The 3013-nt window shown below is 34.8% G+C and carries 3 protein-coding genes; 1 reads left to right on the top strand and 2 read right to left on the bottom strand.

The features are described 5' to 3' along the window. Positions 1 to 68: 68 nt before the first annotated feature. The gene (locus Q0A18_RS10150; protein ID WP_292010031.1) at positions 69 to 422 is read left to right on the top strand and encodes a DUF4377 domain-containing protein; all 354 of its coding nucleotides are present in this window, start codon (positions 69 to 71) and stop codon (positions 420 to 422) included. A gap of 32 nt (positions 423 to 454) precedes the next feature. Here Q0A18_RS10150 and Q0A18_RS10145 read toward each other — a convergent pair whose 3' ends face one another. Continuing rightward, positions 455 to 1390 (bottom strand): SPFH domain-containing protein, encoded by a 936-nt coding sequence (locus Q0A18_RS10145; RefSeq protein WP_292010030.1) that lies wholly within the window; start codon positions 1388 to 1390, stop codon positions 455 to 457. A 64-nt stretch (positions 1391 to 1454) separates the two neighbouring features. Continuing rightward, entirely contained in the window at positions 1455 to 2810 is a 1356-nt protein-coding gene (locus Q0A18_RS10140) for a deoxyguanosinetriphosphate triphosphohydrolase (RefSeq protein WP_292010032.1), read from the bottom strand. Positions 2811 to 3013 lie beyond the last annotated feature (203 nt).

Here is a 3013-nt window from a genome sequence, read left to right as displayed (position 1 = left end):
GGATTAGATAATTATCATGTCTGTTTAATTCGGCATAGTAATTGTCAGGAAAGTACTAAAATCGAAATATGAAACTTATTACAACCATTTTAAAGGGGACCTTTCCCATAATCGCATTTGCTGCATTGACCCAATGTACTACATCAGCAAATGCCGGAAGCGGAAATGCTGGTGAAAAAACGTTTATTGTAGGGCCTCAGACAGTTGACTGTACCGGTGTAGCTCCTATGAAATGCCTTCAGGTAAAAGAGAAAGCTTCAGAAGAATGGAGCAATTTTTATAGTAATATCGAAGGGTTTACTTACGAACCCGGATATGAATATGTTCTAAAAGTAAAAACTGAAAAAATTGCCAATGTTCCGGCAGATGCTTCTTCCATAAAATATACTTTAATAAAAGAAGTTTCCAAAACTAAAAAGTAAAAAAAAGCTCCTATTTTGGGAGCTTTTTTATTTTAATTTTCATACTTATCTTTTGGCGGAGGAAGCTTTCCTTTATTAGCTTCTTCTACCGCATTTGCCGTAGTCATAGCCACCACCAAATCGTTCAGCATACTGCTCGCTGCAGTCGGACTATTCGGTAATAAAACCAAGTTACTCCTGTTGGTCGCACCAATAGCCTGGAGGGTATCATAATGCTGAGTCACAACGATTAAAGAGGAGGCTTCGATAGAATTGATTTCCACATTACTAAGCATTCTTACTGATTCTTCCAAACCTTTAGCAATTTCTCTTCTCTGATCAGCAATCCCCTGCCCTTGCAGTTTTTTGGATTCTGCTTCAGCTTTTGCCACTGCAACGATTCTGATTCTCTGTGCTTCAGATTCGTATTCAGCAGCTGTTTTTTCTCTTTCAGCAGCATTAATCCTGTTCATTGCATGTTTCACCTGCTCATCAGGATCAATATCCGTTACTAAAGCTTTGATAATATCATATCCGTAACTGTTCATTGCATCCTGGAGCTCTCCTTTAACAGCTACTGCTATATCATCCTTTCTTACAAAAACATCATCAAGTTTCAATTTTGGAACCTCTGCACGCACCACATCAAACACAAATGAAGTAATCTGATTTTCAGGATTTTCCAAACGGTAATAAGCATCTCCTACCTGACTTCTGATCACCTGATACTGAACGGAAATTTTCATTTTAATGAAAACATTATCCAGTGTTTTGGTATCAATCATTACATCCAGCTGCTGAATTCTAAGATTCAGCCTTTTGGCGATCTGATCAATTACGGGTAATTTAAGATGAAGTCCGGAATGTTTTACTCCCTGAAACTTACCAAAACGTTCGATAATGGCTGCTGTCTCCTGCTTCACTACAAAGAATGAGGCAAAAAGAAAGATCACAGCAAGGAATACTATAAGAGGTAGTAACAAGCTCATAAGTTTAATTTTTTAAGTTTAGAATTTATGTTTTGATAAAGATAATACTTTATTTCAAAAAAAATTAAACCGTCATTCCAATATCAATCCCTTTTATTTTCCTGTATAGATCTGTCGCATAATTATCCGTCATTCCTGAAACAAAATCGATAACCCCCAGTATTTTCTGATAATCAGTCCCTTCTTCATACATAAATTGTTTAGGAAGTAGCTTCAATGCCATTTTATCATAAGACTTTCTTTCTTCTTTTGATTTCAGAATGGAAGGAATAAAATGATCCAATAATTCATACATAACGTTATATCCTGCATTTTCAATTTCTACCACAGCTTTATGATTATAAATTTTTTCAATGGAAAAAGATTCTATATCCTGCAATGTTTTATTTTCCGATTTGTAAATATCCAAAAGGGCTTTATCTAAATTACCTCCAAGAATTTTATCAAAATTATCTTTATAAGTCTGAATTGAATTATTTATTAAAGCATTGATTACCTTAGCTCTCAGGTAGGAAATTTTTTCATTTTCATTGGAAATAGAATCAAGCTTACGCTTTACCCTGTCTACATCATCTGTTTCAGATTTCACAAGTTCAAAAAACAGATTTTTACAGTCAGCTGTTGAGACAATTCCTAAGCGGTGAGCATCTTCCATATCTATGATATTATAACAAATATCGTCTGCAGCTTCTACCAGCCATACAAAAGGATGTCTTTTAAATATGTAAGGCTCCTCATTCTCCGGAATCATATGAACCCCTTTGGCAATCTCTAAAAATATATCTTTTTCATTCTGAAAAAAACCGAATTTCTTTCTGTGAATAATTCCTTTTTTCTTAGCAATGGCTTCACACGGATATTTTGCAATACTTGCAAGAGTTGCAAAGGTTAGCTGAATTCCTCCTTCATCTTTACCTTGCTGCTGATGAGCCAGCACTCTTATTGCGTTGGCATTTCCCTCAAAGTTGACAAGATCCGCCCATTCTCTTTCTGAAAATTTAGGCTTCAGATCATTTTCATTTTTTTCAAAATAGCTGGCAATAGCATCTTCTCCTGAATGTCCGAAAGCCGGATTTCCTACATCATGGCATAAACAGGCTGCTGCAATCACATTTCCAAGATTATGCAAATAAAAGCTCCTGGAAATATCGGTAAGGTCATTTTGAAAGTTATCATGTATAAATTCACCGATAATACTTCCCAGGCTTCTTCCCACAGAAGACACTTCCAAAGAATGGGTAAGGCGGTTGTGAACAAAAACGCTTCCCGGCAATGGAAACACCTGAGTTTTATTTTGTAATCTTCTGAAGGCAGAAGAAAAAATAATCCGGTCATAATCTCTTTGAAAATCCGTTCTGGATGCTAAAGTTCTAGGATTATTTCCAGTACGCTGATTGGTGAAAATCTCGTTTAAATTCATCATTTTTCAAAATTAGTTCAAATTTTATTTTTCAGGAAAAATATTTGTATTTTGTTTTAATAAAAAACAGTTACCCTCATACTATGCAAAACCTTATTCCTTATACAATAGTTACTTCAATTCCTATTGAGAAACAAAAAATTATTGACTATTTTGAGGGATATATTGATTTTGAAAATAAATTAAAACCCGACACTATATAT

Origin of the sequence: Chryseobacterium sp. (assembly GCF_022712095.1) — a bacterium.
In the GTDB taxonomy this organism is placed as follows: domain Bacteria; phylum Bacteroidota; class Bacteroidia; order Flavobacteriales; family Weeksellaceae; genus Chryseobacterium.
This window is presented reverse-complemented; position numbering and strand designations above follow the sequence as displayed.